This window comes from Longimicrobiaceae bacterium, from assembly GCA_035696245.1.
Lineage (GTDB): Bacteria > Gemmatimonadota > Gemmatimonadetes > Longimicrobiales > Longimicrobiaceae > DASRQW01.
In genome coordinates, this window is the sequence record DASRQW010000050.1 from 1 (window position 1) to 25,035 (window position 25,035).

At 71.9% G+C, this 25,035-nt stretch carries 25 protein-coding genes; 14 read left to right on the forward strand and 11 right to left on the reverse strand.

What is annotated here, in order from left to right; genetic code table 11:
- From VFE05_02125 to VFE05_02150, 6 genes are all read right to left on the reverse strand, one after another.
- Positions 1–299 (reverse strand): hypothetical protein (locus tag VFE05_02125; protein ID HET6228843.1); only part of this gene is annotated, 299 nt, incomplete at its 3' end.
- Positions 300–358: 59 nt separating this feature from the next.
- Positions 359–934 carry a Uma2 family endonuclease gene (locus VFE05_02130; protein ID HET6228844.1) on the reverse strand — a complete coding sequence of 192 codons (576 nt, stop codon included), beginning with the start codon at positions 932–934 and terminating at the stop codon, positions 359–361.
- A gap of 36 nt (positions 935–970) precedes the next feature.
- Positions 971–2,092: a lipoyl synthase gene (gene lipA / locus VFE05_02135; protein ID HET6228845.1), complete on the reverse strand. Its 1,122-nt coding sequence runs from the start codon at positions 2,090–2,092 to the stop codon at positions 971–973.
- 281 nt (positions 2,093–2,373) lie between these two features.
- Positions 2,374–4,074: an acyl-CoA dehydrogenase family protein gene (locus VFE05_02140; GenBank protein HET6228846.1), complete on the reverse strand. Its 1,701-nt coding sequence runs from the start codon at positions 4,072–4,074 to the stop codon at positions 2,374–2,376.
- A gap of 396 nt (positions 4,075–4,470) precedes the next feature.
- A complete protein-coding gene (locus tag VFE05_02145) occupies positions 4,471–5,265 on the reverse strand; it encodes an SDR family oxidoreductase (protein ID HET6228847.1) in 795 nt (264 codons plus the stop codon).
- Positions 5,266–5,315: 50 nt separating this feature from the next.
- Positions 5,316–5,444 (reverse strand): hypothetical protein, encoded by a 129-nt coding sequence (locus VFE05_02150; GenBank protein ID HET6228848.1) that lies wholly within the window; start codon positions 5,442–5,444, stop codon positions 5,316–5,318.
- Between the two features lie 94 nt (positions 5,445–5,538).
- On the opposite strand from VFE05_02150, the gene VFE05_02155 reads away from it, so the two are divergent.
- The 4 genes from VFE05_02155 to VFE05_02170 all read left to right on the forward strand — a co-directional run bounded on the left by VFE05_02155 (position 5,539) and on the right by VFE05_02170 (position 8,380).
- Positions 5,539–6,084 carry a hypothetical protein gene (locus VFE05_02155; protein HET6228849.1) on the forward strand — a complete coding sequence of 182 codons (546 nt, stop codon included), beginning with the start codon at positions 5,539–5,541 and terminating at the stop codon, positions 6,082–6,084.
- 101 nt (positions 6,085–6,185) lie between these two features.
- Positions 6,186–7,454 (forward strand): metallophosphoesterase, encoded by a 1,269-nt coding sequence (locus VFE05_02160; protein ID HET6228850.1) that lies wholly within the window; start codon positions 6,186–6,188, stop codon positions 7,452–7,454.
- On the forward strand, positions 7,451–8,056 hold the full coding sequence (locus VFE05_02165; GenBank protein ID HET6228851.1) for a GNAT family N-acetyltransferase: 606 nt from the start codon (positions 7,451–7,453) through the stop codon (positions 8,054–8,056). Before VFE05_02160 ends, VFE05_02165 begins: the two co-directional genes overlap by 4 nt.
- Positions 8,057–8,059: 3 nt before the next feature.
- Positions 8,060–8,380 carry a hypothetical protein gene (locus VFE05_02170; protein ID HET6228852.1) on the forward strand — a complete coding sequence of 107 codons (321 nt, stop codon included), beginning with the start codon at positions 8,060–8,062 and terminating at the stop codon, positions 8,378–8,380.
- A 111-nt stretch (positions 8,381–8,491) separates the two neighbouring features.
- Here the strand turns inward: VFE05_02170 and VFE05_02175 are convergent, their stop codons facing one another.
- On the reverse strand, positions 8,492–10,144 hold the full coding sequence (locus VFE05_02175) for a DHA2 family efflux MFS transporter permease subunit (GenBank protein HET6228853.1): 1,653 nt from the start codon (positions 10,142–10,144) through the stop codon (positions 8,492–8,494).
- 378 nt (positions 10,145–10,522) lie between these two features.
- Between VFE05_02175 and VFE05_02180 the strand changes: the two genes are divergently transcribed.
- The 4 genes from VFE05_02180 to VFE05_02195 all read left to right on the forward strand — a co-directional run bounded on the left by VFE05_02180 (position 10,523) and on the right by VFE05_02195 (position 14,525).
- Positions 10,523–11,224: a TetR/AcrR family transcriptional regulator gene (locus tag VFE05_02180; protein HET6228854.1), complete on the forward strand. Its 702-nt coding sequence runs from the start codon at positions 10,523–10,525 to the stop codon at positions 11,222–11,224.
- Complete coding sequence (locus VFE05_02185) at positions 11,217–12,557, forward strand: TolC family protein (protein HET6228855.1); 1,341 nt, start codon at positions 11,217–11,219, stop codon at positions 12,555–12,557. Before VFE05_02180 ends, VFE05_02185 begins: the two co-directional genes overlap by 8 nt.
- 18 nt (positions 12,558–12,575) lie before the next feature.
- Positions 12,576–13,712 (forward strand): HlyD family secretion protein, encoded by a 1,137-nt coding sequence (locus tag VFE05_02190; protein HET6228856.1) that lies wholly within the window; start codon positions 12,576–12,578, stop codon positions 13,710–13,712.
- Between the two features lie 186 nt (positions 13,713–13,898).
- Positions 13,899–14,525, forward strand: a complete 627-nt coding sequence (locus tag VFE05_02195) for a hypothetical protein (protein ID HET6228857.1) — start codon at positions 13,899–13,901, stop codon at positions 14,523–14,525.
- A 252-nt stretch (positions 14,526–14,777) separates the two neighbouring features.
- Here the strand turns inward: VFE05_02195 and VFE05_02200 are convergent, their stop codons facing one another.
- Positions 14,778–15,143, reverse strand: coding sequence for an MmcQ/YjbR family DNA-binding protein (locus VFE05_02200; GenBank protein ID HET6228858.1), 366 nt, complete (start codon positions 15,141–15,143; stop codon positions 14,778–14,780).
- Between the two features lie 175 nt (positions 15,144–15,318).
- Here VFE05_02200 and VFE05_02205 point away from each other — a divergent pair, with 175 nt between their 5' ends.
- The 4 genes from VFE05_02205 (at position 15,319) to VFE05_02220 (ending at position 19,652) form a co-directional block, all read left to right on the forward strand.
- Positions 15,319–16,092: a TIR domain-containing protein gene (locus VFE05_02205; GenBank protein HET6228859.1), complete on the forward strand. Its 774-nt coding sequence runs from the start codon at positions 15,319–15,321 to the stop codon at positions 16,090–16,092.
- Positions 16,093–16,103: 11 nt separating this feature from the next.
- Entirely contained in the window at positions 16,104–17,414 is a 1,311-nt protein-coding gene (purD, locus tag VFE05_02210) for a phosphoribosylamine--glycine ligase (protein ID HET6228860.1), read from the forward strand.
- Positions 17,407–18,225 carry a bifunctional DNA-formamidopyrimidine glycosylase/DNA-(apurinic or apyrimidinic site) lyase gene (mutM, locus tag VFE05_02215; protein ID HET6228861.1) on the forward strand — a complete coding sequence of 273 codons (819 nt, stop codon included), beginning with the start codon at positions 17,407–17,409 and terminating at the stop codon, positions 18,223–18,225. The genes purD and mutM overlap by 8 nt, the downstream gene beginning before the upstream one ends.
- A gap of 149 nt (positions 18,226–18,374) precedes the next feature.
- Positions 18,375–19,652 carry a hypothetical protein gene (locus VFE05_02220; GenBank protein HET6228862.1) on the forward strand — a complete coding sequence of 426 codons (1,278 nt, stop codon included), beginning with the start codon at positions 18,375–18,377 and terminating at the stop codon, positions 19,650–19,652.
- Positions 19,653–19,736: 84 nt separating this feature from the next.
- On the opposite strand, the gene VFE05_02225 is transcribed toward VFE05_02220, so the two are convergent.
- Positions 19,737–19,862, reverse strand: coding sequence for a hypothetical protein (locus VFE05_02225; GenBank protein HET6228863.1), 126 nt, complete (start codon positions 19,860–19,862; stop codon positions 19,737–19,739).
- A 211-nt stretch (positions 19,863–20,073) separates the two neighbouring features.
- On the opposite strand from VFE05_02225, the gene VFE05_02230 reads away from it, so the two are divergent.
- Positions 20,074–21,285: a GIY-YIG nuclease family protein gene (locus VFE05_02230; protein ID HET6228864.1), complete on the forward strand. Its 1,212-nt coding sequence runs from the start codon at positions 20,074–20,076 to the stop codon at positions 21,283–21,285.
- Between the two features lie 91 nt (positions 21,286–21,376).
- The gene (locus VFE05_02235; protein HET6228865.1) at positions 21,377–22,441 is read left to right on the forward strand and encodes a metallophosphoesterase; all 1,065 of its coding nucleotides are present in this window, start codon (positions 21,377–21,379) and stop codon (positions 22,439–22,441) included.
- Between the two features lie 117 nt (positions 22,442–22,558).
- Here VFE05_02235 and VFE05_02240 read toward each other — a convergent pair whose 3' ends face one another.
- Both VFE05_02240 and VFE05_02245 read right to left on the reverse strand, forming a co-directional pair.
- Positions 22,559–24,133, reverse strand: a complete 1,575-nt coding sequence (locus VFE05_02240; GenBank protein HET6228866.1) for a M28 family peptidase — start codon at positions 24,131–24,133, stop codon at positions 22,559–22,561.
- Between the two features lie 408 nt (positions 24,134–24,541).
- On the reverse strand, positions 24,542–25,021 hold the full coding sequence (locus VFE05_02245; protein ID HET6228867.1) for a metallophosphoesterase family protein: 480 nt from the start codon (positions 25,019–25,021) through the stop codon (positions 24,542–24,544).
- Positions 25,022–25,035: the final 14 nt, after the last annotated feature.

Consider the following 25,035-nt stretch of genomic DNA (forward strand, 5'->3'; position numbering starts at 1 on the left):
CCGATGTACAGGTGGCAGAAGCCGCCGATCTTGCCCAGCGCGTACGCCTCGGCCGTCTTCTCCTCGAAGCGGCGCGCCAGCAGCATGTCGTACGCGATGCGGCGGAGCCGGTCGCGGTCCAGCCCCTGGATCCGCTCCTCGTCGCTCAGCTTCGGCTTGTCGGCCTGCTGCCACGCCGAGTCGGGCGCGGGGTTCACGGGGTGGCCCTCGTGGTTGTCCGGGGCCTCGCCGTTGGGTGTGGGATCGGCCGCGGGCTCGTCGTCCACCGCCAGCGCCGTCTGGTCGTTTTTGTCAGCCATTTCGTCCATCCGTCGGAATTGCGTGCGGGCGCCGGCCCGCGGCGTCCGCCCGGGCGCGCTCAGGGGAGCACGCCCTCGTAAACCTCGTCCAGCGCCAGCGCGCACCCGATGCTCTCCAGGGGCAGCGCGGCGCCGGGTCCCTCCGCCATCTCGAACAGCCACAGCCCGCCGGGCTGGCGCACGTACCACTCCGCCCGCCGCGCGTCCTGCCGCAGCAGCACGTACTGCTGCAGCGACGGATTCCGCCGGTACAGGTCCCACTTGGCGCCCCGGTCGAACCGCTCGGTGGAGGGAGAGAGCACCTCCACGATCACCGAGGGGTTCACCAGCGTGTCGAGCTCGCCGTCTTCGAAGGCGGGCTCGCCACACGCGACCACCAGGTCCGGGTAGAGGTACGCGCCGGTGGACGGCACCCGCACGCGCATGTCGGCCACGTACGCCTCGCACGGCCGCCCGCCCAGCTGGTTTCCCAGCGCGGTCGCGAGCTTGAAGACGATACGCCCGTGCGCGCGGCTGGCGCCGCTCATGGCGCGCGCCTCGCCGCCCACGTACTCGCTGCGGTACTCCGCCCGCCGCTCGCGGACCAGGTACTCGTGGGGCGTGAGCGGCGGATACTCGGTGGTGGTGGGCGTCACGGCGCCTCGCGGTCTAGAAGGTTGAGCCTGCCTCCCTCAGAAGCTTCCGATCTGGATCAGCTGCGGTGCGGCCGGCGAGGGCGCGAGCCGTGCCGCCGCCTCGGCGGCGTCGATGCGCACGGCGTCGTCCAGGTCGGCCTCCACGATCTCGGTGATCCGGCCGGGGCCGCCGGCCTCCACCTCGCGCGCCTGCTCGCGGGCGTGGTAAGACGAGCGCACCAGCGGGCCCGCCTCCACGTGCCGGAAGCCCAGCTCCCGCTCGCCGATCTCCTTCCACTGCCGGAACTCGTCGGGGATGACCCAGCGGTCCAGGGGGATGTGGTGCTCGGAAGGGCGCAGGTACTGCCCCAGCGTGAGGATGTCGACCGCCGCCTCGCGCAGGTCGCGCATCGACTGGAATATCTCGTCCTCCGTCTCGCCCATCCCCAGGATGATGGCGCTCTTGGTGAGCATGGACGGGTCGAGCTTCTTCACCGCGCCCAGCAGCGAGATGGAGCGCCAGTAGCGCGCGCCCGGACGCACGGCGCGCACCAGCCGCTCCACGGTGTCGATGTTGTGCGCAAGGATCTCGGGCTTGGCCTCGACGACGGCGGCGAGGGCGTGCTCGCGGCCGCGGAAGTCGGGGATCAGCACCTCGACCGAGCAGCCGGGCACGCGCTCGTGGATCTGGCGGATGACCGCTGCGTAGATGCCGGCGCCGCCATCGGCCAGCTCGTCGCGGTTCACCGAGGTGATCACCGCGTGCTCCAGGCCCATGGCCACCACGCTGTCGGCCACGCGGCGAGGCTCGTCCCAGTCCAGCTCGCTGGGCATGCCGTGGGCCACCGCGCAGTACTTGCACGCGCGGGTGCACACGTCGCCCAGGATCATGAAGGTGGCGGTGCCGCTCTCCCAGCACTCGCCGATGTTGGGGCAGTGGGCCTCCTCGCACACGGTGTGCAGCCCCTGCTCGCGCATCATCTTCTGGAGGCGCAGGTAGTTCGCCCCGCCGGGCGCGCGCACCTTCAGCCACTCGGGCTTGCGCGCGCGCGCGGGAATGCCCGCCTGCCCCTCGGCGAGGTGCAGGGTGGGCTTGCCCTTGCTCTTGACCACCCCGTTGTCCTTGCCGGCCGGCGCGTAGCCGTACGGCGCGGCGGGGGGTGTGATGGAACCGCTCATCTATCGGTCTCCCCGTCGGCGCGGCCGTGGCCGCTCGTGGGATCGTTCGCATGCTCCGGGTGAGCGCGGCTCACCCGCGGGGCCGTGAAGCCCCGGCCTGCCGTGTCGTGAAAGCCCAAACTTACCCGGCGAGTCAAGGCCCCGCAACGCCGGGCGGGCCGACCGTTCCGCCCGCGCACGTTCAGGGCCGCGCCGCCAGCACACGCACGGCAGCAGCCGTCCCAAGCGGAGGAGCTGCCGACCGGGCTGTCGGGTAAAGGCGAACGTACCCCGCCGCACCCTCACCGCGGGATCATGTCCGTCGCGAGGGCGTGGGAGAGGTGCTCGTGGCCGGGGTCGACGATCTGGTCGATGCCGTTGACGGCCAGGCGCCACGCGGCGGAGGCGGCCATGCGGTCGCCCTCCGCGTCCAGAGACCACTGCGCGTGGCGGCAGAGCAGCGCCAGCTCCAGCGCACGCCCCAGCGTCAGCGCGAAGCGGCGCGCGCCTGCGGCCAGCAGCGCCGCGCGGTGGTCCGCGTCCGCGTCGCGCTCCGCCTGCTCGCGCCAGCCGAGCGCCCGGTCGATCGCGCGGAGGGCGAGATGGACGTTACGCAGCAGGATCTCGTCGCGCACCTCGGCGGCGCAGCGGGCGGCTTCGGTGCGGAGGGCGTCGGCCGTGGCAGCGTCGCCAAGGACGCGCAGGGCGTCGAGGGAGAGGACGTTGGTGGTGCCTTCCCAGATGGTGAGCACCTGGCTGTCGCGCAGCAGCGCGGGGATGCCCGTGTCCTCCACGTACCCCGCCCCGCCGAACGATTCGACCACCTCCGATGCGACGGCGACGGCCTGGCGCGCGGTGGTGAGCTTGGCGATGGGCGTGAGCGCGCGCAGCAGGCGCTCGCCCGCGTCGTCCAGCTCGCCGCCCTCGCGCTGCCCGATCAGCTCGGCGAGGCGGAAGGTGAGGTGAAAGGCACCCGCGAGCTCGGCCTCGAGGCCGGCCAGCGTCTCCAGGTGCAGCGGCAGCGCGTCCAGCCGCTGACCGAACGCTCGCCGCCGCGCCGCGTAGTCGCGGGCCAGGGCGATCCCGCGGCGCATGAGCGCGACGGCGCTCACGGCGTTCCACGTCCGCGTCACGTTCAGCATCGGGGCGATGGAGCGCACGCCGTCCGACGCGGCGCCGACCAGATGCGCGGGCACCCCATCCAGCGTCAGCTCCGCCGTGGGAAGCTTCCGCGTCCCCAGCTTGTCCTTCAGCCGGTCTATGGTGATGCCGCGCAGCCGCCCATCATCGCCCCGCGTCTCCAGGTAGAAAAGCGCCAGGCCCTTGCCACCCGCGGGGTTGCCCTCTGGCCGCGCGAGGGTGAGCGCCATCTGCGACGTGGCGGCGGAGGTGAACCACTTGCGCCCGTGCAGCGTCCATCCTCCGTCGGCCGTGCGGCGCGCCACGGTTTCCGTGCCGCTCACGTCGGAGCCGCCCGCCGTCTCCGTCATCCACTGGCCGCTGGTCCAGAACGTCGCCGGGTCGCGGCTGGTCAGGTGCGGCACGGCGCGGCCGGCCAGCTCGCGGTTGCCGGAGTCGAGCAGCGTGCGCGCGGCGCCGTCGGTCATCGCCAGCGGGCACGAGTAGATGTCGGTCGATGGCGTGAAGAGGTACGCCAGCGCGAACTGGTTCACGCGCGACAGGCTGCCGTGCGCGCGCTCGTACGCGGTGGCGACCACGCCGTGCTCCGCCGCGATGCGTTCGGCCTCGCGCCACAGCGGCGTCAGCTCGATGTGGTCGATCCGCTCGCCCCACGCGCTCCACTGCGTGAGCGTGGGCTCGTTCAGCCTGTCCGCGAGCTGCATGCGGTACAGCGGCCCGCCGGACAGCCGCCCCATCTCCCGAAGCGACGGCTCCACCTCGCGCAGCACGTCCGCCCCCAGCACGCGCGCGAGGTACGACCGCAGCGTGCGGTCCTCGTCGTACTGGTTGCCCAGCTCGGGCGGCGCTTGCGTGAACGACATGGCGGGTCGGGAGGTGGGATTGTTTGATGTGACGGGAGATGCGCAGCCTGCGGTCGGATCGGACCGGAGATGCGGATCGACAGATAGGGTGCTCAGCCGTAGATGAGAACCTGGGATGCAGCCACGCCGAAGCACATCACGGATGCGCATCTCCCGATACGCACCGGGACATCATCACGGATGCGACGCGCTCCTATCCGAGGTCGGATCCTCGGCGGCAGCCCACAGTGGTGAGCTTCATGCCGTCGTAGCCGCGGTTCACCCGCCAGGCTTCTCGCATCTCCCGCAACGCTGGCGCCGTTCCCTTCCGCCTTGCATCTCCCGAGACGCTCCGGCGCTCCGCCCGACATCTTCCGAACTCGCCGATCTGCCAGTCGCACCGCACGCATCATCCGCTCACCTGAACGACTTCATCACCTTCTTGGCGGCGCGGAGGACGAGGGAGCGGGGGGCGACGCGGACCGCGGCGGCGGCGATGCCGTTGATGAGGCCGGGAACGACGCTCGCCGTGCCGCGTTCGAGGGCGAGCAGCGCGGCATCCACCACCTGCTGCGGCGTGCGGATGCCCAGCGTCTTCTCGCTGACCGACGTGCCGGCGACCTGCTGGAACTCCGTCGCGACGGGGCCGGGGGACACGGCGACGATGCGGACGCCGTCGTCGCGGCTCTCCTCCGCCACGGCTTCGGAGAGGGCGAGGACGAACGCCTTGCTCGCGGCGTACGCGGCCATGTACGGGATCGGCTGGTAGCCCGCGATGGAGGCGACGTTGACGACGGCGCCGGACCGCCGGCTCCGCATCTCCCGCAGCGCCGCGTGCATCAGCTCCATGGGCGCCATGCAGTTGAGCCGCACCATCTCCGCCTGCCTATCGGCGGACAGTTCGTCGAAACGCCCGCGGAGGCCGAACCCGGCGTTGTTGATCAGCAGATCGATCCGACGTCCATCATCCGAAGCGGAGGCCCACAAGGCGGATGGCGCTCCGGGCTGCGCGAGATCCGCGGGAACCACCACCGTTTGCACGTGGTACGCACGGGCAAGCTCGTCCTCCAGCGCGCGCAGCCGGTCCTCGCGCCGCGCGCTCACGGCCACGTGCATCCCCCGCCGCGCCAGCTCGCGCGCGAACGCCTCGCCGATGCCGGCGGACGCGCCGGTGACCAGCGCCCAGCGGCCGGCGTACTCCCATCTCTCCATGCGTCCCCGTTGCGGCCGAGCGGAAGGCCCGCGCTCCGGACGGGCGCGGCTCAGCGGAAGATGCCGAAGTGGCCCAGCAGCCACCAGAGGATGATGAAGATGATGATGGTGCTGAAGCACCCGCCGCCCAGCTTCTTCGCGCCGTACCCCGCGGCCATGCCCCGAAGCAGCTTGCTCATGTCGCTCTCCCCGTCCGGTCGCTAGTTTTGTCCGTCCGCCGCGCCGCCGCGCGCACGGACCATACCAGCGCGCCACCCGCCACCTCCACGATCCATGCGCTCCGCCGCCGCACTGCTCGCCCTCGCTCTCCTGGCCGCCGCGCCCGTCCGCGCGCAGATGCCGGGAGCCGTCGCGCCGGGCGCGCGCATCCGCGTGTGGCTCACGCCGCTGCCGCGGAAGGTGGAGGGATCGGCGGTGCCGCAGCAGCTGCGCGGCTCGCTGGTGTCGCTCACGGCGGACTCGATCACCGTCCGCATCCACCCGCAGTCCGCTCCGGTCACGCTGGCGCGGCGGGGCGTGTGGCGCATCGACGTGAGCCACGGCGTGCCTTCGCGCGTGGAGAGCGCGGCGCGCGCCGGCTTGGGCGGCGCGGTGGTGGGCGCCTTCTACGCACCCATCATCGACTACGACCGGCGCTACTTCCGGAACACGGGCGAGGCCGCTTGGAAGGGCGCGGCCTACGGGGCGGCGTACGGTGCCGCGCTGGGCGCCATCTTCCCGCGCGAGCGGTGGAGGCGCGTGCGGCGCCCCGCCCAGCTCACGGTCGGCGCTCCGCCGGCCGGCAAGGGAGTGACGGTAGGCATCCGCATCGGCATGTAGCCCGCGGAAACGCCGAACGGCTTCTGGTGGATGCGGGGCCGATCCGGTAGAATCCCGCCCTCGCGACGACCCCGATCCGCATCTCCCGACAACGCGTTCCGTTGAAGCCCAAGCTCCTCGCGTCCGCCCTCCTCTCGCTGCTCGCCACCGCACCCGCGGCCGGCGGGCAGCAGACGTTTCCGCGCGCGCGGGCGCCGCTGTACGCCTGGGTCCAGCTCGCCGCGGACGACCACTGGCTGGTGCGCGCCGTCTACCCCGCCACCACGCCGGTCTGCCCGGCGCCGACGCGCGTCCGCGCCATGCCCGACGCCGCGTTCCCCGTCCTGGTCTGCGAGGCGCGCCTGCCACGCACGACCGCGGCGGTCACCGTGGCCGGCCGCCGCTTCGCACGCCCGCGGCGCGACCCCGGCACCATCGCCATCGTGGGCGACACGGGCTGCCGCGTGAAGCAGACGCAGGTGCAGGAGTGCGACGAGGCCGCCGCGTGGCCGTTCGCGCGCGTGGCGGACCGGATCGCGGTGACCGGGCCTGGCCTCGTCGTCCACGTGGGCGACTACTACTACCGCGAGGCGTGCCCGGAAGACGCACCGGGCTGCGCGGGCGGCGGGCCCACGGGCGACACGTGGGCGAGCTGGGAGGCGGACTTCTTCCGACCCGCGGCAAGCCTGCTGCGCGTGGCACCGTGGGCCTTCGCGCGCGGCAACCACGAGAACTGCGACCGCGGCGGCGAGGGGTGGTTCCGCCTGCTCGACCCGGCGGAGCGCCCGTCGTACGCCGGGGCGGCGTGCTCCACCTTCACGCCCGCGTACGCCATCCACCTGGCCGGCCTGGACCTGCTGATGCTGGACAGCGGCTGCGCGCCCGCCGGCGCCTGGTGCCTGCCGAACGACTCCGTGCGCCTCGCCGGCTACACGCGCGAGGTGGAATCGCTGAAGCGCCTCGCCGGCAGCACGCCCGCCTGGCTGGTGACGCACACGCCGTTGTGGGCCGTCTCCAACCCCGGCGGCGACTCCACCGGCACCGCGTCGCTCCAGGCCGCAGTCCGCACCGTCGGCCTCCCCGCGTCCGTGCGGATGGTGCTGAGCGGCCACGTGCACCTCTTCCAGTCGCTCGGCTTCGCGGGCGCTCGGCCGCCGCAGATCGTCGCGGGCAACGGCGGTACCGCGCTGGACGTCCCCGCGGCGCCTCCCGCGAGGGGACGGCCGATGGACGGCGTGCCGCTCGAAGCCTACTCGTGGTCGGATGCGTTCGGGTACAGCACGGCGCGGCGGGTTCCCGGCGGCTGGACCGTCACCATGCACCCGGTAGAAGGCGGCACCCCGCTCACCTGCCGCATCGTGGCGATGCGCTCCACCTGCACCACGCCATGAGCGGCCCCACGATGCAAACGGCGGATGCGACCTCCACCCGCCCCGGCCTCACGCTCCGCACGGGCACTGCGGCCGACGCGGCGGCGCTGGCGGAGCTGGGCGCCCGCACGTTCGTGGAGACGTACGCGGCGGACAACCGGCCGGAGGACATGGCGGCGTTCATGTCCGCCGTGTTCGGTGCGGAGCAGCAGGCCGCCGAGCTGGCGGACCCCGCGTCGCTGTTCGTGCTGGCGGAGATGGGCGGCCGGCCCGCGGGATACGCGCTGCTGCGCTGGAGCCCGCCGCTGGACTGCGTGCCCGGACCGAGCCCGGTCTACCTCGCGCGGCTGTACGTGGCGCGCGAGTGGATCGGCGCGGGGGTGGGTCCGGCGCTGCTGCACGCGTCCATGCGGGAGGCGGCGGACCGCGGCGGGCGCACGCTGTGGCTGGCGGTGTGGACGCGAAACCCGCGCGCGATCGCCTTCTACCGCAAGCACGGCCTGGAGATCGTGGGCGAGGACACCTTCCAGCTCGGCAGGGATCTCCAGATCGACCACGTGATGAGCCGCCCCATCGGCCCGGCGCCGGCGGGGCACCACGGCACACCCGAACGGGACGGCTGAGCGATGCGGCGCGGAGACGCGGAAGACGGGGAGATGGCGCGCGGGCTGCGCGCGGCCGGGGCGACGCTGGGGGCCAGCTACTACGTGCACCTGGGCTGCCTGGCGGACTTCATGGAGCGAGTGGGCCGCAAGCGCCAGGTGGTGCAGCCGGACCGCATCCGCTGGTTCGGCGCCGCCGAGCTGGTGGAGCGCCGCGACGTGTACGCCTGCGACCAGTGCCACCGCGACTTCCACCCGGCGGACGAAGGCTGCCTCTGCCTCTGGGTCACCACCCCCGCCGAGCTCGCCGGCTGGCTCCACGCCCGCTTCCATCACCCCGGCTGATCGCCTCCAGCGAGCGACATCTCCGCCGAAAATGCGCAGTACGACGAAGGGCCCCGCACCGCGCGAGGCCCTTCGTCGTTCACGCCGCATCGGCAGACGCGCATCTCCCGCTCAGTGCATGTCCACACCGGCCGCGGGTGCGCTGGGCTTGCGCAGGAAGAGGATGGCGGGCGCGGTGGCGAGGAAGGAGAGGAGGATCAGCATCCACGCGTCGTTGTAGGCCAGCATGGTCGCCTGCCGCATCACCATTCCCTCGATCATCTTCATCGCCGTCTGGTTCGCGAGCGCCTCGGGCACACCGCGCGCCGAGATGCCCGCGGTCACGAGCTGGAGGCGCTGGACGAACGCGGGGTTGTACGGGTTGATGTACGCCAGCAGGTCCACCCGGTGCTGCTGCACGTGGGTGGTGAGGTACGTGCCCAGGATGGCGATGCCGAACGAGCCGCCGAGCTGCCGCGACAGGTTGATGAGCCCCGACGCCTGCTGCGCCTCGCTGGGCTTGAGCGCGCCGTAGGCGGCGTTGTTGATGGGCGTGAAGAGCAGCCCCAGTGCCACGCCGCGCACCATCAGCGGCAGCCGCGCGTCGGCCTCGCCGGCGGCGGTGGTCAGGTGCCCCAGGTCCCACATGGCGAGCACGAAGAAGCTCACCCCCAGCGCGATGAGGATGCGCGCGTCCACCAGCGGCTTCTTGCCGTTCAGCATGGCGCCGCACACCAGCGCGGTGGCGGCGGTGAACAGGCCGCCCGGCATCATGGTGAGCCCCGTCTCGGTGGGCGTGAAGCCCAGCAGCGTCTGCGTGAAGAGCGGGAAGAGGAACGTGCCGCCGTACAGGCCGAAGCCCAGGGCGACGAACAGGAAGATGGACGCGGCGAGCTGCCGGTTCTTCAGCACGCGGAAGTCCACCACCGGGTGCTCGTTGCGCGGCGACAGCTCCCACCACAGCATGGCCGCCAGCGATACGCCGGAGAGGATGGAGAGGCGCAGGATGGTGGGGCTGTTGAACCAGTCGTCGCGGTTGCCCTCCTCCAGCACGTACTGCAGCGAGCCGACGCCGGTGACGAGCAGCCCCATCCCCAGGAAGTCGACCGGCCCGGAGCGGCGAACGTGCGTGACCGGGTCGTGCAGGAAGGTGTAGACCAGGAAGGCGGAGACGATGCCGATGGGGATGTTGATGAAGAAGCACCAGTTCCACGTGTAGTTGTCCGTGATCCACCCACCCAGCGTGGGCCCCAGCGTGGGCGCGACGATGACGCCGAGGAGGAAGACGGCCTGCACAAGGCCCTGCTGCTCGCGCGGGAAGATCTGCCGCAGCGTCGCCTGCGCGGTGGAGAGCAGCGCCGCGCCGCCCGCGCCCTGCACGATGCGCCAGAACACCAGCGTCCACAGGCTGTGCGACGTCCCGCACAGGAACGACGCGACCACGAAGATGACGATGGACGCGGTGAGATAGTTGCGCCGCCCGAACGTGGCCGTGAAGAACGCCGTCATGGGGAGGACGACGACGTTGGAGAGGATGTAGCCGGTGCTGACCCAACTGATCTCCTGCTGCGTGGCGCCCAGGTTCCCCGCCATCTGCGGCAGGGCGACGTTGATGATGGTGGTGTCCAGCACCTCCATGATCGCGGCGGTGATCAGGCCCAGCAGGATCAGCCAGCGGTACTTCTCGATCACGCTCCGGTTGTCCTGAACGGGCGCGGCGGGAGCCTTGGCCCTCGCCGGCGCCTGCGGCCGGATGCCCGCGGGCGCGGGAATGGATTTCTGCATCTGTCGGGTCGTCTTCCTTTGTGTGCCGGCCGCGGGCGCGAGCCCGCCCGTCCAGCGTCGTCCTCGCCCCGCCTCTCCGCTCCCCTCCGTATCCCGGCCTCGATCGGCCGCCGATATCGCGTCGAGGGACCGGGGTTTGCGGAGGACGAGAAGCCTCTTGCGCAAATGACTGACTAGTTGGTAACATATTCGCGGAACTCGCCGCCGCTGTCAAGGCAGAGCGGCGCACCCGCGGATAACGGCGTGGATGCTGGGTTCCCCCGCACTTGCCGAGCCACCGCAAGACCGTTCCCCATCTGCCGTAAACGCGGTTGGGCCGGTTGACACGGGGCTGGAGCCGCGCTAGTTTACTGACCGGCCAGTTATTTGGAGAATATCATGAGCGATGTCAAGCCCGGCGCCCCCGATGCCGAGGCGGCCGAGGAGAACGACCAGGACTGCCGCCGCTGGCGCAGGCGCGCCGAGGCGCGGCCGGGCGAGATCCTGGACGCGGCGATGGAGATGTTCGTGGAGAAGGGCTTCGCCGCCACGCGCATGGAAGAGATCGCCCAGCGCGCGGGGGTGACCAAGGGCACGGTGTACCTCTACTACCAGAGCAAGGAGGCGCTCTTCCGCGCCGTGGTGCAGGACAACATCCTGCCCAGCCTGGAGGAGAGCGAGCGCCACGTGGCCGAGTGGACGGGCAGCAGCGCCGACCTGCTGGGCGAGATGGTGCGGCGCTGGTGGGCGGTGGTGGGGCGGTCGCGCCTGGGCTGCGTGCCCAAGCTGATGACCAGCGAGGCGGCCAACTTCCCCGAGCTGGCCACCTACTACATGGAAGAGGTGGTGTACCGCGGCCGCCGCGTGTTCGAGAGCGTGCTTCGGCGCGGGATCGAGGGCGGTGAGTTCCGGCCGGACCTGGACGTGCGCACCGCGGTGCGGGTGATCCAGTCGCCGCTGCTGAACGCGGCCATCCACATGCAGTCGCTCCAGCGCTTCGACCAGGAAGCGCTGGACATCGACGTCTTCTTCGACGTCGCCATAGACATCATCCTCCGCGGCATCGCGGTGAACGGGCAAAAGGACGGTTCGGATGCGTAAGGCCAGGCTCTTCGCCGGCGCGGCCCTGCTGGCGGCGCCGCACGTTTTGAACGCGCAGGAGGCGGCCCCGCCGCGCGTGCGCCTCTCGCTGGCGGACGCGATCCGCCTGGCGTCCGACACCTCGGCGTCGGTGGTGATCGGCGGGCTGCGGGTGGAGGAGGCACAGGCGCGTGTGGCGCAGGCCCGCTCGGTGCTGCTGCCGGACGTGACGGCCACCGCCAACGTGGTCAACCAGGACAGCAATCTGAAGGACTTCGGGTTCAGCTTCCCGTCGGCCCCCGGCGCGGAGCCGCTGCCGGACCGCGCGGGCCCGGTCACGGTCTACAACGCCCGCCCCCGCGCCTCGCAGACGCTGTACGACCCGGCGGCCGTGGTGCGGCTGCGGGCGGCGCGGGCGCAGGTGCCCGCGGCGGGCGCCGAGCGCGACGTGGCGGTGCAGACGGCGGGACAGCGCGCCGGCACGACGTACCTGCGGGCGGAGCGCGCGGCGGCGACCATCGCCGCGCGGCAGGAGGACATCCGCATCGCGCAGGAGCTGCTGACGCTGGCGCAGGCGCAGCTCCGCGGCGGCATCGGCACGGGCATCGATGTGACGCGGGCGCAGACGCAGCTCGCCACGGCGCAGTCCGCCGCGGCGCTGGCGCGGAACCAGCTGGCGCAGGCCAACGTGGACCTGGCGCGCGCCTTGGGCGTGGACCCGGCCACGCGCTTCGAGCTCGCCGATGGCCTCTCGGCCGACGCGGCGGCTTCCGGCGCCGAGGCGACACGCGCCGCGGCGGTGCAGCAGGCCCTCGCGCACCGCGCGGAGCTGCGCAGCGCCGAAGCGCAGCTCACCGCCGCGGAGCTGGGGCAGCGCGCGATCCACGCGGAGCGGCTTCCGCGGGTGGACGTGTCGGCCAACTACGGCATCGACGGCCCGCAGGGGCACATCATCGACACGCACCAGGTGGCGCTCCAGGTGTCCGTCCCCGTCTTCGACGGCGGCCGCCGCACGGCGCGCGAGAGCGAGCAGGGCGCGGTGATCCGCGAGATCCGCGAGCGCAGCGGCGACATCCGCGAGCAGGTTGCCGCAGAGGTGGAATCGGCCTTGCTCGACATCTCCAGCGGCGCGGAGCAGCAGGCCATCGCCGCCGACCGGCTGCGGCTGGCCGAGTCGGAGCTGTCGCAGGCGCGCGAGCGCTTCAGCAACGGCATCGCCGGCAACGTGGAAGTGATCAACGCGCAGTCCAACCTGATCCGCGCGCGCGACGCGGTGATCGACGCCCGCTTCGCCACGGCGGAGGCACGGGTGAACCTGGCCCGTGCCGTCGGCATGACGCAGACCATCCGTTAAACGAGGACCGTACAGAAGATGCCCAGCAACTCGACCATCGAAGAGGCTCCCGCGGCTGAGGCCCAGGCCCGCGCCGACCACCCGGTGGGCGGCGCGCCCATCGCCGTGGAGCCCAAGAAGCGCAAGCCGCCCATCCTCCCCATCGCCGGCGTGATCGCCCTGCTGGCCGTGCTGTACTTCGGCTACCAGTGGTGGCAGGGGCGCGGCTGGGAGAGCACCGACGACGCCCAGGTGGAGGGCCACATCACCCCGGTGAGCCCCAAGGCGGCGGGCTTCGTCTCCACCATCGCGGTGTCGGAGAACCAGATCGTGCACGCCGGCGACCTGCTGGTGCAGCTCGACACCACCGACTACCACGAGAAGCTGAAGCAGGCCGACGCGGATCTGGCCGCCCTCGCGGCGCAGGTCGGCTCGGACGGCCAGGGTGGCCAGATCCAGGCGCAGGCCGCCGCCGCGCGCGCCGAGGCCGGCGCCGCGCAGAGCAGCATCGCGCAGGCCCAGGCCAACGCCGTGAAGGCGCACCGCGACCTGGACCGCTTCCGCCCGCTGGCCGAGCGCAACATCATCAGCCGCCAGCAGCTCGACGCGGCCGTCGCCGCCGCGGCAGCAGCGGACGCGCAGGTCGCCGCGGCCCGGCAGACCGCCGCCGCCGCGGGGTCGCAGGCCAGCGCCGCGACGGCGGGCCTGCGCTCCACCCAGGCGCGCGCCGCGGGCGCGCAGGCCATGCGCGAGCAGGCCGCGCTCCAGCTCTCGTACACGCACATCCGCGCCCCGGTGGACGGCATCGTGACGAAGAAGGGCGTGGAGGTGGGCCAGCTGGTGGCCGTGGGCCAGCCGCTGATGACCATCGTGCCGCTGAGCGACGTGTGGGTCACGGCGAACCTGAAGGAGACGCAGGTGCGCGACGTGCGCCCCGGCGAGAAGGTGGAGCTGGAGGTCGACGCGTACCCCGGCCTCAAGTTCGAAGGCCACGTGGAGAGCATCAGCCCGGCGACGGGCGCCAAGTTCTCGCTGCTGCCGCCGGACAACGCCACGGGCAACTACACCAAGGTCGTGCAGCGCATTCCCGTGCGGGTGCGCGTGGACCGGGCGGACGCGACGCACCCGCTGCGTCCGGGCATGAGCGCGGTGGTCCGCATCCACGCGCGGCCCTGAGCTTGCGCGGGACGCCGGGCAGATGGATCGAGCTTCGCCGCGCGCAGACGATTGCGTGCGGCGAAGACGCTTTGAAGTGCCTGCCGCCACCTGTTTCCCGAGGCGGCGGGCGATGGAAGACCGCGAGGCGGGCGAGCGTGGCGAAGTGCCGCCGCCCGGCATCCTGAAGAGAGAGGGCGGACGCGAATGGCGAGGCAACGGCTGATGGGGAAGCTGGCGGCGGCGGCGATGCTGGCTGCGGCGGCTGCATGCGGCGGCGAGAGAACGGCCTCCACGCCGCCGGGAAGCATGAGCGAGCAGGCGATCGACTCCGCCGCGGGCGCGATTCCGCGCGGCACGGGCGAGGTGCGCACCGCACGCTTCGGCGGCGGAGGCGGCGGTCCGGCGATGGGCGGTGATGCGGTCGCCGGTGGGTCGATGACCGGCGGCGCTTCGGCGTCGGGCGTCGGCGGAGCCGCGGGCGGGGCGATGCCGGGCACCGCTGGCGCGGGCACGACGCTGTCGGCCGGCGGGGCGGCGGGGATGAGCGGCGCTGCGGGCGGATCCGCGGCCGGAGGGTCGGCGGGAGCGCTGTCGGGTGGATCGTCCACCGGCACGTCTACCGGCGGCAGCGTGTCGGGGGCGAGCGTCGGGTCCGCAGGGCCGGGCTATGCGGGACCGCCGGTTCCCCCGGCCGTGCGCCAGCCGACCATTGCGGGGCCCGCGGTCGCGGCGACGACACCGTCGGCATCGTCGCCCGCGACGAGCAGCCCGGCCACCAGCTCGCCGACGAGCTCGGGTACGCCTCCGGCAACGACTCCGCCGCCGGTGTGAGCACGATGGGCGGATGAGCGGTCGTCCGCCGCGTACCGAGACAGACAGCAGGGCACGGCCACCACGCGTGGCCGTGCCCTGCTGTGCATCTACCGTCACCTCGCGGTTCGGTGACATTCGGACCGGCGGACGGCCCGCCTGGCGCGTGAACGCGCGGGCTGCGACGGGCGAGGACCGCTACGCGGCCTGCCGCGGAGAGATCATCGCCCTACGGACGTCGTTGCATTGGCCGCGGCTCGAGCGCTCGCGAATCTATCGTCCCTGAGCGTCGAGGAGCGCGAGGAGCTTCTTCGGCGCGACCATCCCGTACGCCTGCACGACGAGCGATTCCAGCTCCGCGTCGTCCACGTGCGGCAGGGAGATGCCGATCCAGCCCTTGGGGCCCACGTACGGCGGCACGAAGAACTTCTGCTCGTCCGAGCGCACGAGCATCTGCTGAACGCCCACGGGCGCGGGGCACCACAGCGCGATGCGGCCATCGCGATGGTGGTTGTTCGCGAACATGGCGAACATCTTCTTGCGCACGCGGAACGTCGGCTCGCCCCACGCCTCCACCTCCGCCGCCTCCGGCAGCGCCAGGCACACGCGCCGGACGCGCTCGATCTGCTCGTCGTTCATCTTCCGCGATGTTGAGGGATGCGGGGCCGGGGGACGATGGAAGAGTAGCCGCCCGCACCGGCGCGAAAAAGACCGGCGGCGGGTTTGATACGTGCCGGGCGATGCGATACGTTGTCATCGCGCCGGCTTCCATCCGCCGAGCGCGGGCCTTCGCCACGGATCGCCAGGGAAAACGATGAAGATCTTCCTCAGCTGGTCCGGCGAGCGAAGCCGCGGCCTGGCGGCGGTGCTGAAATCGTGGCTGCCCCTCGTGTTGCAGTACGCCGAGCCGTGGATGTCAGACGACATCCCGGCCGGGAGCCGCTGGAGCACCGAGATCGGCGCGGCGCTCGCGACGGCGGAGTTCGGCATCGTCTGCGTGAGCAAGGCCAACGTCAATGCGCCCTGGCTGCATTTCGAGGCAGGCGCGATCTCCAGCTCGGCCGGGGCCGACGCCGTCTGCCCGCTGCTGATCGACCTTGCGTTCGAAGAGCTTTCCGGACCGCTGAGCCAGTTCCAGGCGAAGCGGCTCGACAAAGCCTCGATGCACACCGTGGTCCGGTCGATCAACGACCGTGCGGGCGAGAGGCGGCTCGACCCACAGCGTCTCGCGCATCTGGTGGACGTCCTCTGGCCCGTGTTCCTCAGCGAGTGGGCGCGGATTCCTGGCCATCCAGCCGAGACGCACGTCGAGACATCTCCCGCGCTCCCATCTTCCGGTGCCGAGAGCAGGACGTATCCGGTGACGAGACGGAAGCGGGCCTGCGTCCCGCTCTCCGACCTCCTCGGCACGGTCGAGCTCTCCGTGCGCGCGAAGCCGCTGGGGAGCGTGGCGGGCGAGATTGGAGTGGGTGGCGAGACGTTGCGCAAGCTGCTGACCGGTGCCGACATGCATGCACGGACGGTGCTTCGGCTCGAAGAGTGGTACTGGCGATCTGGCGGGTACAGACCCACGCCGCACGTAACCTGACCGGGCGAGACGTGAAGATCCTGATCGTAGGCAACGGCGGGCGCGAGCACGCGCTACTGTGGAAGCTGCGGCGCGACGCGCCCGGCGCCGACCTCTTCGTGACGCGCGCCAACGGCGGCATGGGCGGCCTGGCCACCTCGCTCGACATCGCCCCGGGCGACATTGGCGGCCTGGCGGACTGGGCGGCGTGGAACGGCGCGGGCCTCACCGTCGTGGGCCCGGAGATCCCGCTTGACGAGGGGATCGTGGACGCGTTCGTGGCGCGCGGCCTTCCCATCTTCGGCCCCACGCAGGCCGCCGCGCGCATCGAGAGCTCCAAGGCGTTCTCCAAGCGGCTCATGCGCGACTACGGCATCCCCACCGCCGCCTTCCGGCGCTACTCCTCTACCGACATCGCCACGTTCGACGCCGATGAGGCGAAGCTGCGGGGGATGGGCGAGTTGCGCGTCGTCAAGGCGTCCGGCCTCGCCGCGGGCAAGGGCGTGCTCGTCTGCGAGACGGTGGACGAGGCGATCGACGCCGCGCGCGAGATGCTGGCGGGCGACAGCTTCGGTGCCGCCGGGCGCGAGGTGGTGATCGAGGAGTTCATGCACGGCGAGGAGCTTTCCGTCTTCGCGCTGACGGACGGCACGAACGTCGTGCCCATGCTGCCCGCGCAGGACCACAAGCGCATCGGCGAGGGCGAGACGGGGCCGAACACCGGCGGGATGGGCGCCTACGCCCCGGTCGCGCTCGCCACGCCGGAGCTGATGCGGCAGGTCACGGAAGAGATCCTGCGCCCCACCGTCGCCGCCCTGGCCGCCGAAGGGCACCCCTTCCGCGGCCTGCTCTACGCCGGGCTCATGCTCACCGAAACGGGACCGCGCGTGGTGGAGTTCAACTGCCGTTTCGGCGACCCGGAGACGCAGGTGGTGCTTCCCCTGCTCGCATCTTCCCTGCTGGACCCGCTGCTCGCCATCGCCCGCGGCGAATCCATCGCGGGAGCATCCCTCGAGTGGCGTTCGGACGCGGCGGTCACCACCGTGCTCGCCTCCGGCGGCTACCCGGGCGACTACCACTCCGGCATCCCCATCCACGTCGATCCCGCGATCGAGAGCATGGACGACGTCCTCGTCTTCCACGCCGGCACGAAGACCTCGGCAGATGGCACTCTCGTGACTTCCGGCGGCCGGGTGATGGCTGTGACCGCGCTCGCCCCCACCGTCGGGGAGGCGGCGGAGCGCAGCCGGGCGGCGGCGGATATGGTCGGGTTCGACGGGCGCTACTTCCGCCGCGACATCGCCCATCGCGAGGTCGCCCGCACGGAGGTGGCGCGTGCCTGAGCTGCCCGAGGTGGAGACCATCGTCCGCGACCTCGCGCGCCTGCTCCCCGGCGCGAAGATCCGCGACGTCGAGGTGCTGCGCCCGGACCTGATCGAGGGCCAGACGGCGGACGAGTTCGCGAAGGGCCTAAAGGGCGCCGAGATCCGCGGCGTCACGCGACGCGCCAAGAACATCGTCTTCGATCTCGGCACCAAGCCCCTCCTGCTGGTGAACCTGGGGATGACGGGCCGCCTGCTCGTTCCCAAGAAGGACGACCCGCCGCAGACGCACCTGGGCGTCCGCATGGGCCTGGCCGACGGCCGCGAGCTGCTGTACAACGACAGCCGCCGCTTCGGCCGGCTCTGGCGGATGACGCGCGAGGAGTGGGCCGAGTGGGAGGCGACGCTGGGCATGGAGCCGCTGGACGACGCCTTCACGGCGGAGTTCATCCACGGCCTCGCCCAGCGGTCGCGCGTCGCGGTGAAGACGTGGCTGATGGACCAGAAGCGCATCGTGGGCGTGGGCAACATCTACGCGAGCGAGGCCATGTTCCGCGCCGGCCTGGACCCGCGCCGCCCGGCGAACACCGTCACGCTCGCGGAAGCGGAACGGCTGCGGAACGGCATCCGCGACGTGCTCACGGAAGCGATCGAGTTCCGCGGCACCACGTTCCTGGACTATCGCGACGCCGCGGGCGAGAAGGGCGAGTTCGCCGGCCGCCTGCGCATGTACGACCGCGCCGGCGAGGCCTGCCCTGGCTGCGGGGGGAAGATCGAGAAGATCGTGCAGGGCGGGCGCTCCACCTTCTTCTGCCCCGCGTGCCAGCACTGAACGCATGCGTCCCTTCGGGGCCCGCGTGCCGGAGCGGCGTGACGCGCGGCGGGCAGAAAAGCTGGCGCAAAATCGCCGGGCATTCTATCTTCACCCCTGCGTCTCCGCGGTTCGGCACGGCACCCTGCACGCTCGGTTTAAGCCACCTCATGCCTCAATTTCGCTACGGGCTGCCGCAGGGCGACGCGAATCGCCGGTGGCGCGTTCCCCCCGCCATACCCTCCGCTCCCGGCGACGAGGTGATGGAGGGGCTGAACGTGCTGGACGAGCTTCCCGGCGAGCCGGGGCTGGTGCTGTGGCAGGCGTTGCGCGACGTGCTGCTGTGGGCCGGCGCCTCGCCCGAGGCCCGCAGCGGCCTCTTCCCCGCCGCGGCCGAGACTGCGCGCGTGGCCGCCATGCTCGCCGCGCCCGTGCCCCGCGAGCTGGAGCCCGCGCTGATGACGCTGGCCCGCCTGGGCGCCCGCGGACTGCTGGAGGAGCCCGTCGCCCTCGCCTGCCGCGAGATCTCGCAATGGCTGGACGAGCGCGGCCTGCTCGCCTCCGCGCTGGCGTTCGCGCACGCCGCCGCGTCGGTGGCGGTGGGAGATGCGGGCGCCGCCTTCGCCGTGGGCCGCCTGGCCCGCCGCCGTGCGGAGAATGCCCGCGCCGAGGCGTGGTTCAACCGCTCCGTCGTGCTCGCGCGGCAGGCGGGCGACTGGGGCACCTGCGTGCGCGCGTACATGGGCCTGGGCGTGCTGCACGTGCAGCGCGGCGCGCTCCCCGCCGCGCGCCGCGCCCGCCTGCGTGCCCTTCGCGCCGCCCGCACCGGCGCGACGCCGGACTACGCAGCGCTGGTGCTGCACGACCTCTTCCTGCTGGCCGTGGAGATGGGCGACTGCGCGCGGGCGGACGAGTACGCGGCCGCCGCCTACGCCGCATACTCGTCGACCCACGCCCGCATCCCCGTGCTGGCGCACGACGTGGCGTACTACTGGACCACACAGGGCGGCTTCGCACACGCGCTGCCGGTCTTGGAGGGCGTGCTCCCCCGCCTGCCCGGCGAGCGCCTGTGCGTGCTCTCCGTGCTCGCCCGCGCGGCCGGCGGGGCGGGGCGCCGCGACCGGTTCGACAGCGCGTGGGACGCGGTGTGGAGCGAGATCGGGAACGACGCCGCGGGCGAGAAGACCGCCGCGGTGCTGCTCGACCTCGCCCACGGCGCAGTGAGCCTCAAGGACTGGGTTCGCGCCGAGATCGCGGCATCGCAGGCCCTGGCGCTCGCCACCGCCCGCGGCGAGGCCCGCGTGCGCCTCACCGCCGAGGCGCTGCTGGACTGCGCCGTGCACCACCGCGGCGTGGAAGCCCGCACCCGGGCGGCCCGCGCCGCCGCGTCCGACCGGGCCGCCGCCGCCCTCGCCGCCGAGCTGGTCAGCGCCCTCTCCGCCGCCTGACGATCGACTCGCGACGGAGCCGGTCGACGCATCCTCGCCCGCCAGGCTCGCCCGCGGAATCGAAGATGCGATGCCGACCGAGGCTCAGCCGACGCCGGCGCCGATGCCCGGTGCGGTCGAGGTGGGACCGAACGGTCCGTTGCCGAGGCAGCTGCCGCCGGTGAGGTAGACGATCACGGTCGTGCCGATGAGGATGCTGACGGGGTTCATCGTAGGCTCCGGGTGTCGGGAACGGTTCATGAGTGTGATTGAACGTTCACCCCCCGTGAGGTGTGACCCCAATACGCCGGTGCCGCCGCATCGCTCGTTTCAAGACGCCGCATGATGGACAGCGTTGACATACGAATGCCACGCATTTCCTAAATCCATCTACATCAACCACATACGAGATTGGCTCCCGAGCTTCGGTTCAGGACGGGAGATGCACGGCGGACGGCCGTACCACGAGCCGAACGCCCTCTCCACGGCCGTCCTTTCGCATCTCCCGGCCGCGCGCTATCTTCGCCCTGTTCGGGTTTTCTTCTCCCGCCTCACGCTGTGCCCCGCAGTCGCTTTGAGAGTCTCCGCCACCCACCCGCTGCGCGACCGCGTCCGCGAAGCGCGCAACCTGCCCGGCACGTACCGGATGCTCGCCGCGGACGGCGAGATCGTGTACGTGGGCAAGAGCAAGCAGGTGCGCACCCGGTTGATGTCGTACCTGCGCGCGGACAAGGGCGAGAAGGCGCACCGCATCATCGGCGAGGCGCACGCGCTGGCATGGGACTACGAGCCGAGCGAGTTCGCCGCCCTGCTGCGCGAGCTGGAGCTGATCAAGCGCTACCGGCCGCGCTTCAACCACCAGCACAAGCGTGACGGGCGCTACTCCTTCCTCAAGCTTACGCCCGGCGCCGCGCCCAAGCTGTTCGTGGTCAACGCCGTCACCGACGACGCGGCGGCGTACTTCGGCCCGTTCCGCGGTGGCAAGCGCATCCAGGAAGCGGTGCGCGAGCTGAACGACCTGCTGGGCCTGCGCGACTGTCCCGTAAGCACCCCCATCCGCTTCTCCGACCAGCCCGACCTCTTCGCCTTCCAGGCCGCGCCGCGCTGCCACCGCTTCGAGCTGAAGCTGTGCTGCGGCCCCTGCGCGTCCGCCGTCACGCAGGCGGACTACCGGCGCCGCGTGGACCTGGCCCGCGCCTTCCTGGACGGAGACGCGGACGAGCCGCTGCGGTGGCTGGACGAGCGCATGACCGCCGCGGCGGACCGGTGGGAGTTCGAGTACGCGGCCAACGTACGCGACCGCATTCGCCGCCTGGAGATGCTGCGCGACGAGTTCGGGCGCCTTCGCGAGGCGCTGGACAACCTCTCGTTCCTCTACCACGTGCCGGGCACGGAGGGCGACGACCGCGTCTACCTGGTGCGCCGCGGCACCGTGCGCGCCGTGGTGCCAGCCCCCCGCTCCGCTCCCGAGCGCCGCCGCCTCGCGCAGATGGCGCTGGACCACTTCACCCGCCCCGAGCCCGCGGGCGCCCTCGTCCCCCGGCACCAGGTGGACGAGATCCTGCTGCTCGCCCGCTGGTTCCGCTCCCACCCCGAAGAGTTGGAGCGCACCGTCGCGCCCGACGGCGTGCGCAACCTGCCCCGCAGCGCGTAAGGGGGCGCATGGCACGGGCGTTGCGCCCGTGGGCGGCCGGCGCGACCTTTCGCGCGCTCGCCGTCCCATCGCCCCTGCGGAGCCGAAACCGATGCGGAGCACCCGCTCCCTTGCACTGCCGCTCGCCGTATGCCTCGCCGCCGCCGCGTGCGGGCGCGACGGGCAGAACCCGTTCAGCCGCACGCCCGTAGCTACCGTCCCAGCCGAGCCCGACATCCAGGGGATGTACGGCGCCACCGGCTCGGACAACGTGCGAGTGGTGCCCGTGGAGATCGAGGTCCCCCACCTGCCCGCGGGCTGGGACGGCATCCGCATCGCCGCGATCTCCGACTTCCAGCTGGGTCTGTGGGCCGACAACGAGCGCGTCGCCTCCGCCGCCGTGGCGAAGGCCATCGCGGCCAACCCCGACGTCGTCGTCCTGCTGGGCGACTACGTGGCGCGTGGCGAGGACTACACGCCGCTCGACCGCATCCTGGCTCCGCTCAAAGGCCGCCCCGTCTTCGCAATCCTCGGCACGGCCGACGCGGCGGACGACACGAACGGCGAGCCGGACAGCGTTGCGATCCGCACCGTGGCGGCCCTCACGCGGAACGGCGTGCAGGTGCTGCGGAACACGCGCGCGCCCCTCACGCGCAACGGCAGCACCGCGTACATCGCCGGGCTGGACCCGTACGTGGCGCGCCGGCCGGACTGGCGCCAGGCGGAGATCTTCAACGGCATGGTCGGCGCGCCCTCCACGCCGGTCGTCCTGAGCCACCTCGCTGCGGTCGGCCCGCGCATCCCCGAGGGAAAGTGGCCCGCGATCATCGCCGGCCACGCCTTCTGCGGCCGCGTCGAAGTGCCGGGGACGCCGCGCCTGAGCTGGATCAACACCGAGGTCTTCCCGGTGGCGAACGGCTCGCCCACGCAGCGCATCTACCGCATGAACGGCAACACGCTGTTCGTGACGTGCGGCATCGGCTATAGCTTCGTGCCCGTGCGCTACGGCGCCCCGCCGGAGGTGGCGCTCATCACGTTGCGCCCCGCCCTCGACGTGAAGGCGGACAGCGCCAAGACCCCGCAGCAGCCCAACATCGACTCGCTCGTGCAGACCTACCAGGCGCGCCGCGACACTGCCAGGAAGCAGGAAGCGCCGCCCGAGGCGCCGGTGGATTAGCGGCGATACCTCATCATGCTGGCGACGGTCGAAATACGGACGAAGGGCGAGGAGACCACAGCGTCTCTTCGCCCTTCTGCTTTCGTCCATCCCGGCCGGCGTCGTACTGCCGGCGAGCTACATCCGCGTGCTCTGCGACGTGGTGCGGGCGGCGTCGGTGCACGCGGGCCAGGAGAACGGCTGGCCGGTCTGCGTGTTCACCGGGAACACCGTGCGCCGGTCACGCGGCACGCGCTGCGGCTCCTCGCTCGCCAGGTAGACGAGCATGGCCGTGAGCACCGCGTTGTTGCGCACGTCGTCCCAAACGATCTTGTCGTACGTGTCGCGCGTGGTGTGCCAGGTGTACGCGCCGTAGTCCCAGCTCAGCGAAGACAGGCCGAACGCCGGCGCCCCAGCGCAGATGAACGACGCGTAGTCGCTGCCGCCCGTGCTGGGCACCCCCGGATTGTCCAGCGTGATCTGCTTGCCGATCTCGGACGGCACCAGCGCCAGCCACTTGCCCATGAACCCGGCCGCGCCCGTCAGCCCCTGCATGGAGATGCTTGTCACGCGACCGGTTCCGTTGTCTTGGTTGAACAGCGCCTGCAGGCCGTTCACCACCGCGGGGTGGTCCTTCACGTAGGCGCGTGACCCGTTCAGCCCCTGCTCCTCGCCGCTCCAGTGGCCCACGACGATGGTGCGCTTGGGGTTGGGATACACGGTGCGGAGGATGCGCAGCGCCTCCATCATGGTGATCGTGCCCGTGCCGTTGTCCGTGCTGCCCGAGCTGCCGTCCCACGAGTCGAAGTGCGCCGACAGCACGATGTACTCGTTGGGCTTCTGGCTGCCGCGGATCTCCGCGATGGTGTTGAAGACCGGCAGCTCGCCCAACTCCTCGGACTGTGCGTCGAGGCGCACCACCGGCCCCTGGTGATGCTCGGCGAGGCGGTAGACCAGCCCGTAGTCCTCGCAGCTCAGGTCGAACGTGGGCACCTGGTGCGTGCGGGCGTTGAAGATGCGGTCCACGCCCCACCCGCCCGACCACAGCGACGTGAGCACGCCCGCCGCCCCCGCCTGCTCAAGCCGCGGAGCCAGGTCGCGCGCCGCCACGCCCGTGCGCTGGATGCGCGCCGTCCACGCGGCGGTCGCCGCCGTGCGCGCGTCCTTCATGCGCGCGAAGCTGGAGTCGGTGGCGAACTGCTTCCAGTTGTCGTCGGGCCGGCAGGTGGGCTGCGGCATGGAGATCGCCACGAGCTTGCCGCGGATGCTGGGCAGCCACGCCTCGAACGCGGCCTGGTCCGCGAAGTCCGGCAGCGCCACCACGGGAGCCGTCACCGGCCCGTTCGTGCCCGGGCTCCACGCCAGCATCGTCCCCTCCAGCGACCGCACACGCGGCTGCACCAGGTCCGCGTGCGAGTAGCCGCGCCGCCATCCGCGGAAGGTGCCGTACTGCTCGTTCCGCGCGGTGATGCCCCACGAGCGGTACGTGTCGATCAGCCACTGGTTCCCCGCACGGATCCCCGGCGACGCCGTGAGCCGCGGCCCGATGGAGTCCGACAGCGCCTGCCCCAGCCGCTCCAGCTGCGAGTTGCGCGTCCCCTCCTCCCAGATGCGGCGCAGCACGGGGTTCTCCGTCGCGAACGACTGCGCCCCCGCCGGCGCCGCCGCAAAGGCCAGCCCAGCCGCGATGACGTACGAAACGTTGCGGTTCATCTACCGTTCCTGTTCACGTGTGGATGTGGAGATACGACGAAACGACTACAAGCAGATATACGATGGATGCGGATCGAACGTCCGATCACGTAACACGCACTCGCTCAACGGGAGGCGAGCAAACCACGACTACCACGGCTAGAAGTTCAGTCTCCGTAGCCTCTATCCGCCCAACACCCGCGCCGCCGAGAGAACCCGCAGCAACGCGAACCCGCTCCAGCAGCCCCACCGCAGGCGCGCAGCGCCGAGCCGCCACCCTCCCCGCCCCGACACCCGCCCGCTCGACCAGTCACGGCTGGGGCAGCCGTGGACCCTGTTTCTTCTCCCGCTTGCGGGAGAGGACAGGCGAGGCACGAGCCAGGTGAGGGCCCCCTTCCGACGCGCCATAGCCCGGAGCGCGATGCCCCCTTACCTCTCGTTCCGCAACTCCACCAGCTCCACCCGCGCCCGCCCATCCTCCAGCGTCGCGATGGCGAGCGTCGGCTTCCCGCGAAACCGGATCGGCCCCGCGCTTCCCGGATTCACCGCGAGCACCGAGCCGACCGTGCGGATCACCGGCACGTGCGAGTGCCCGAAGACGACCATCCCCGCGTCGGGATACGCCGCCGCCATCTTCTCCACCGTCGGCGAGCCCACCTGCATGCCGTGGACGACCACGATGCGCACGCCGCCCAGCGTCACCTCCGCCACCTCGGGCACGCGCGCGCGGATGTCGAACCCGTCCGTGTTGCCCCACACCGCCGTCACCGGCGCGATGGCCTCCAGCTCCGTCAGCAATTCCGCCGGGCCGACGTCGCCCGCGTGGAGGATGTGCTCCACGTCCGCGAACCGCTCGAACACCTCGCGCCGCAGCAGCCCGTGCGTGTCCGAGATGACGCCCACCTTCATCCGCGCATCTCCCC

Coding starts and splice junctions, on each gene's coding strand:
- VFE05_02230 (HET6228864.1), top strand. CDS start 20,074: ATGCACGGCGGACGGCCGTACCACGAGCCGAACGCCCTCTCCACGGCC.
- VFE05_02155 (HET6228849.1), top strand. CDS start 5,539: ATGCGCTCCGCCGCCGCACTGCTCGCCCTCGCTCTCCTGGCCGCCGCG.
- VFE05_02140 (HET6228846.1), bottom strand. CDS start 4,074: ATGTCGTTCACGCAAGCGCCGCCCGAGCTGGGCAACCAGTACGACGAG.
- VFE05_02205 (HET6228859.1), top strand. CDS start 15,319: ATGAAGATCTTCCTCAGCTGGTCCGGCGAGCGAAGCCGCGGCCTGGCG.
- VFE05_02195 (HET6228857.1), top strand. CDS start 13,899: ATGGCGAGGCAACGGCTGATGGGGAAGCTGGCGGCGGCGGCGATGCTG.
- VFE05_02200 (HET6228858.1), bottom strand. CDS start 15,143: ATGAACGACGAGCAGATCGAGCGCGTCCGGCGCGTGTGCCTGGCGCTG.
- VFE05_02220 (HET6228862.1), top strand. CDS start 18,375: ATGCCTCAATTTCGCTACGGGCTGCCGCAGGGCGACGCGAATCGCCGG.
- VFE05_02235 (HET6228865.1), top strand. CDS start 21,377: ATGCGGAGCACCCGCTCCCTTGCACTGCCGCTCGCCGTATGCCTCGCC.
- VFE05_02185 (HET6228855.1), top strand. CDS start 11,217: ATGCGTAAGGCCAGGCTCTTCGCCGGCGCGGCCCTGCTGGCGGCGCCG.
- lipA (HET6228845.1), bottom strand. CDS start 2,092: ATGAGCGGTTCCATCACACCCCCCGCCGCGCCGTACGGCTACGCGCCG.
- VFE05_02180 (HET6228854.1), top strand. CDS start 10,523: ATGAGCGATGTCAAGCCCGGCGCCCCCGATGCCGAGGCGGCCGAGGAG.
- VFE05_02150 (HET6228848.1), bottom strand. CDS start 5,444: ATGAGCAAGCTGCTTCGGGGCATGGCCGCGGGGTACGGCGCGAAGAAG.
- VFE05_02190 (HET6228856.1), top strand. CDS start 12,576: ATGCCCAGCAACTCGACCATCGAAGAGGCTCCCGCGGCTGAGGCCCAG.
- VFE05_02165 (HET6228851.1), top strand. CDS start 7,451: ATGAGCGGCCCCACGATGCAAACGGCGGATGCGACCTCCACCCGCCCC.
- VFE05_02245 (HET6228867.1), bottom strand. CDS start 25,021: ATGAAGGTGGGCGTCATCTCGGACACGCACGGGCTGCTGCGGCGCGAG.
- VFE05_02225 (HET6228863.1), bottom strand. CDS start 19,862: ATGAACCCCGTCAGCATCCTCATCGGCACGACCGTGATCGTCTACCTC.
- VFE05_02145 (HET6228847.1), bottom strand. CDS start 5,265: ATGGAGAGATGGGAGTACGCCGGCCGCTGGGCGCTGGTCACCGGCGCG.
- VFE05_02170 (HET6228852.1), top strand. CDS start 8,060: ATGCGGCGCGGAGACGCGGAAGACGGGGAGATGGCGCGCGGGCTGCGC.
- VFE05_02240 (HET6228866.1), bottom strand. CDS start 24,133: ATGAACCGCAACGTTTCGTACGTCATCGCGGCTGGGCTGGCCTTTGCG.
- VFE05_02175 (HET6228853.1), bottom strand. CDS start 10,144: ATGCAGAAATCCATTCCCGCGCCCGCGGGCATCCGGCCGCAGGCGCCG.